5 protein-coding genes are annotated in these 5414 nt (G+C 51.8%); 3 read left to right on the top strand and 2 right to left on the bottom strand.

The features are described 5' to 3' along the window. Both ACOJWD_RS01345 and ACOJWD_RS01340 read left to right on the top strand, forming a co-directional pair. The coding region (locus ACOJWD_RS01345; protein WP_486991424.1) for a hypothetical protein at positions 1-211 on the top strand (211 nt) is incomplete at its 5' end. Next, complete coding sequence (locus tag ACOJWD_RS01340; RefSeq protein ID WP_486991423.1) at positions 183-1226, top strand: hypothetical protein; 1044 nt, start codon at positions 183-185, stop codon at positions 1224-1226. The genes ACOJWD_RS01345 and ACOJWD_RS01340, both read left to right, overlap by 29 nt. Before the next feature lie 289 nt (positions 1227-1515). Here the strand turns inward: ACOJWD_RS01340 and ACOJWD_RS01335 are convergent, their stop codons facing one another. Together ACOJWD_RS01335 and ACOJWD_RS01330 are read right to left on the bottom strand one after the other, a co-directional pair. Continuing rightward, on the bottom strand, positions 1516-2742 hold the full coding sequence (locus tag ACOJWD_RS01335; protein ID WP_486991422.1) for a cytochrome P450: 1227 nt from the start codon (positions 2740-2742) through the stop codon (positions 1516-1518). 214 nt (positions 2743-2956) lie between these two features. Next, positions 2957-3904, bottom strand: a complete 948-nt coding sequence (locus ACOJWD_RS01330; protein WP_486991421.1) for a GGDEF domain-containing protein — start codon at positions 3902-3904, stop codon at positions 2957-2959. Between the two features lie 305 nt (positions 3905-4209). Here ACOJWD_RS01330 and prpB point away from each other — a divergent pair, with 305 nt between their 5' ends. Then, positions 4210-5100, top strand: a complete 891-nt coding sequence (gene prpB, locus ACOJWD_RS01325) for a methylisocitrate lyase (protein ID WP_486991420.1) — start codon at positions 4210-4212, stop codon at positions 5098-5100. The last annotated feature ends 314 nt before the right edge of the window (positions 5101-5414 follow it).

Here is a 5414-nt window from a genome sequence, read left to right as displayed (position 1 = left end):
TTTGAACGATGAGCGCATTGTCGACATCAAACGTCACGGACGAGTGGCGCAGGTGACGATTGCGGGTCCGATAGATCCGATTGTCAATGTATTCGAAGCAGCCGGTGCGGTCTTAGTCGAACCAATAGAGATGGATCTGAGGGACATCTTTCAGTCACTCTTGGAGAAGGAGGGGTATCGTCGTGAGTCGATTCAATGGCATGCAAACTAACGACACGGTATTGGGCGTGCCGTTGGCTCTATGGTATCGCGAGTGGCGGGCACATCGAGGCCAATATGTTGCGGCCGCAATGCTATTGGTTATCCCGTGGTTTATCAAGGTGGCCCAGGCGTTCAACCCTCGGACAGCCTATACGCATCTCTACGTGACAGGAGTTTTGCACGGGTTGGATTCACGTAACGGAGAAATTACCTGGGACTTCGTCATTGCGGCGCTACTCGGGGCTTCACTAATGTGGTCGGATCGCTGGCGCGGAACATTAGGACACATATTGGAAGGACCCGTCTCCCGTCAAGCTCTCATTCGTGCGAAAGTAGGGATGTTAGGGCTGGTAATGGTGGTCGGTGCGATTGTGGAGTGGGCGATTCTCGGATGGGCAGCTATCACCATTCACTATGGGGCGTTCTCGGGCGTATCGACTCACGTACTCTATCAGGCACTCATTGAACTCGCTCTTTCCGTTACCGCACTCGGTTTTGGTACCGCTATGGGAAGCCTCATCTTTGTATTGATGGCGAGCTTTGGCCTTTATGCATTGCCAACGGCCATCGCCTCACTCGCAGCCTCTCTCGCCTATCCCTCACCGTCAGCGCCGCCGATTCCGTGGCTTATGGCAATTTATCGGGTGGCCTATGAAAGTCCACCGTTCTCCGCAACCTTTCCCAACGGGTGGGGCCTCATGATGGCCTCTCTGGGGTTAGTGATATGGATGATTGTGTGGTCCCGATTAGTGAACATTTGGTGGCCACGGGTATCATGGGAGCGCCTGGAAGAGCCTTTGTATTTTCCGTTCTTATGGAACTTCTTTTATGCAGGATTGGCTTTCGTATCAGGATTTGTAGCGGTTTGGGTGTTGCAAAGTGGACGCCCGGCTCAACCGCAGTGGCTCATCTATACCGTCTGGGGAGTATCAGGCTTTATTGAATGGTTTTTCTGGCGGTGGTTGGTTTCGTGGATTGGTCGGGGCTCGATTGCGTGGGGGCCGGGCGTTGCGCAGAGGAAATAGGCGGATGGGATGGAGGTAATGATTGAGAGCCCGCCAAACGGCGATTCGTGGGGCTCTCTATTATTCCATAGTGAGGTAGTAGCTGTGGCCGTATGGTGTGCGCGGCCACAGCTTATCATGTGGGGAATTCCACTCAGCCGTCGTAAAGTAGGGTCTATATTCCTGCAGTAACGGAAAAGTGCTGATATTGTCATGGCTGACACGGATTCAATAACATCATGCGGGCAGAGACACAATTAAAAAATCTAGTCGTCGAGCTATAGGCAATCCAGAAAGGTCACCTTGGTAGCTAGTAAGTGGCTAATGGTAGTTTGGCTAATGCGCGAAATGTTACCGAGGGCAACCACTCCACCGTATCTTGAAGGCGTTCAATGGAGGCATAGTGCTCTAGCAGTTGTCGTACCGCGATAGTCGCCTCTTGTCGTGCTAGAGGGGCTCCTAAACAGTAGTGAATTCCTTGACCAAACGCTAGATGGCGGTTCCCTAATCGATGGATATCGAAGTTCTGTGGTTCTTGAAAGACCGCTGGATCTCGATTGGCGGCAATAATCCAACCAGCCACTACATCTCCGTGTTTTAGCAGATGGCCTTTATATGATAGGTCTTCTCTCACCAAGCGAGTCGACACCATGACGGGACTTTCAAATCGTAAGACTTCCTCAATGGCTTCGGGGATCATCGACGGGTTATCTCGCAGGTGTTGAGCCTGATCGGGATATTCTGTCAATAGGTAGATCGCATTAGCGATAAGGTTTCTCGTTGTTTCATGACCGGCGATTAAAAGTAAAATACCCATGTCGAGTAACTCTTCTTCGCTTAACTGTTCACCATTCTCGGTGACTTGAATGAGTTGACTCATCAAGTCCTCCCTGGGGCGGAGTTTACGCTCTCTCACGATGTCGCGAAAATAATGACGAAACTCAACGACCATTTGATTAGCTTCCACAAATGTCTCAAGACTGGTGTTCATATCCAGTGTCCGAGCAAAAATTTGTGACCACGTCTTTATTTTTTCGCGGTCCGCTGGGGGCACTCCTAGAAGTTCTGCGATGACCATAACCGGCAATGGGAACGCCAACGCCGAAATGATGTCGGTATTGGGGTCGTGATCCCACGATGACAGTAGGTGGGAGGTGAGATGCTCAATTTGAGGGTTGAGGTGTTCTATCATACGCGGAGTAAACGACTTATTGACCAACGAACGCATACGGGTGTGATCCGGAGGATCGCGAAAGAGCATCATGTTATGTTGCGCACTCACATAATCCTTCACGGCCTCGGGTAAAGGAGCTGTGATAACGTCTTCCTCACGCGCCAATTCGTTCACAAATCGAGCATCGCGAAACATGGTTAGAACATCCTCATGGTTGAAGAAGTGCCAACGGGTAAATTGGCGTTCGGTCATCGTCGCCGTGACGTGTTCTGGGAAGATCGGGGCTCTGTGGCGGAAGTCTTCCAAGATAGATTGCGGATTTTGATGAAATTCAGGACTATGAAAATTCAGTTCAGTCTCCATGAGCGTTCACCTCTAAGGACAGGCTTCGTGACATCGTCGGCTTTTTCCTGCGGCTTTCCGCCCAAAAATACATGATCTTTTTCGTCTACGCGCATGCCCATACGTTTGGACGAGTCATCGCTGGGAAGGGGGCACTAAACGAGACCATTGTCTGCCGGATAGCACATTGCGGCTAATTTAAAGGGTTAGCACCGGCATACGGCCGATGAAACCATTAAGGTTTCAATAGTCTCAATAGCGCGGGTTGCTGTCGCTTGTTTTCATAGAGGCGAGCATCTGCAGCTTGATAGCAGGTGTCCCACGAATTGCCATCGATGTCCCAGACTGCACCGCCAATACTTGCGGTATATCCGGGGGAGTCGTTTCGGATTGCCTCGTTCAAACGATCGACGAGAGGCTGATGAGAGGAGTCACTGGATGACGAGAGCACTACAAATTCGTCTCCGCCAATGCGGGCAATGACGTCTTCAGCCCTTGTTTGAGCCTCGAGAATACGGGCGACATCCCGCAACGCTTGATCACCCGCAGGATGACCAAAGTGGTCATTGATTTGCTTTAAGTGATCCAGGTCTAATACCACCACTATGGGGTGTTTTCCGTGATGCTGACACTGCTTCACATGATCGGCAATCCGTGATTCAAGGCCTCGACGATTGAATACACCGGTCAGGAGGTCCTGTTGACTGGCCTCCTCTGCAATCTTTGCGAGAAGAATGAGATCGAGAGCTAACGACACTTGTGCGGCACACGCGTCTAGAATGGCTGAGCGCGTATCTTTTGACGGATAGGGAGGGGCCGTCGTGCGAACAGCTACAAGCGCGCCGATTCGCTGTTCACGAGACACCAATGACCAGAGGCCCACTTCCTTGACTCCGAGTGGATCCCACTGGCGCTGCAGAGTTTGAAAGGTGTCATCCAGCTTGACCCACTTTTCCTCCAGTTTTCCTACTTGACGATAGTTTCCGGTGTTTTCTTGCACCAACGTTTGGAGATGAGCGTGTTGATTCTCAAATATCCCCCAGGGTGCATAGACGGTGGGACTTTGAGATGTCACACCCTTATCAAATACGCGTTTTCGATAGATAAAAAATCCGGCATCGACGCCACCGAGTTCCTTAAGGTCGAGCGCAGCCTGTTCAAACAACTCTAGGCCACGATTCACACGAGACCATTCCCTTGATCGGTGAAGAAAGCGCCGAAGATCCTGAGAATTTACCACAACAAATCACCCTCTTTGTTATGGGACATATTCGATGCTCGTCAACATTTTCCTCTATATAAACCACAGATTTCCCTACCGATCGCCCAGAGCACGGAGCATAAACGAGAGCCGGTATTAAGCCTGATACAATGGTCTTGTAGCCACAGAGAGGCCATAAAAGCCTCGTGGCAGAACGGGCCTCCAATCTATTTTAGATCCAGTCGGTGGCAGATTTTTCGCGGTTAGATATCTAAAGGAGGTGTGCGATGAGTTGGTTTTTTTCTGAGCGGGTGTCACAAGCAGATTTAGCGCGGCAGTTCATGGAGCTAATGCATGACTCGACCATCTTGCGTATTCCGGGAGCGCACGATGCGCTGTCTGCTCTAATGGCCAAACGGGCAGGGTTTTCTTGTTTATACCTTTCCGGAGCGGCGTATACGGCCAGTTTAGGTCTTCCCGACATTGGCCTTATCACGTCGACAGAGGTGGCCCATCGGGCTCGTGATATTGTGCGAGCCGCGTCATTACCGTTACTGGTTGATGTGGATACGGGATTCGGCGGACCTCTCATGGCCGCGCGGATGGCACTTGAAATGGTCGAGGTGGGGGTCGCGGCTATCCAAATAGAAGATCAAAAGATGCCCAAACGTTGTGGCCATCTGGACGGCAAGTCGCTAATCGACGCGCTGGAGATGGAAGAAAAAATCGCGGCGATTAAGGCGATTGCACCATCGCTGGTGGTGGTCGCTCGCACTGATGCCTATGCGCTTGAGGGACTGGATGGAGCTCTGCAACGGGCTGAGCGATATGTCAGAGCGGGCGCCGATGCAATTTTTCCGGAAGCCTTAGATTCTCGCGAGAGGTTTTGCGAATTTGCTCAGGCGATCGCGGCTCCGCTCTTGGCGAATATGACCGAATTCGGCAAAACCTCCTATTATACGGCGCAAGAATTTGAGGAAATGGGCTACGCAATGGTGATTTTTCCAGCGTCCTCGATGCGGATGGCCGCCCAGGCCTATGAGACACTTTATGGAGAATTGATGAAATCAGGGACGCAGGTCGGACTACTGGAGGACATGTTGAGCCGTGACGAACTGTATGAGGTGATAAAATACGAACGATATGCGGCCTTTGACCCACATGAGGGCGAAGAATAGGGCTTCGATGATGGCTATTCACGGGCACTTGGGCTGTCCCAAGTGCCCGTGATTTAGCATTGGTGAAAGTTTAAGAATGATGAGCTCCTTTTGAGAGGTGGCGCATAGGATTTAGCAACAGGGGTCACAGGGGGAGAGCGCGATGTATACACCAGATGAGGTTCACTGTGGGGACGTGATTTTAGTGGTGCCGAAGATACACCAAGCGCTGTGGGACAAGCCCGAAGTGTCGGCGGGGGTGCTGCTGCCCGGCGTCTCGTGCTTGCCGCGCGGCTCGGCGCCCCCCTTGTCGTGGCCCTTGTCGTGGACCCTGG

The sequence above is a fragment of the Sulfobacillus sp. TH-112 genome (genome assembly GCF_057473405.1).
The sequence above is the reverse complement of the archived record's forward strand: the minus strand, read 5'-3'. Positions and strand labels throughout refer to the sequence as shown.

Coding starts and splice junctions, on each gene's coding strand:
- prpB (WP_486991420.1), top strand. CDS start 4,210: ATGAGTTGGTTTTTTTCTGAGCGGGTGTCACAAGCAGATTTAGCGCGG.
- ACOJWD_RS01335 (WP_486991422.1), bottom strand. CDS start 2,742: ATGGAGACTGAACTGAATTTTCATAGTCCTGAATTTCATCAAAATCCG.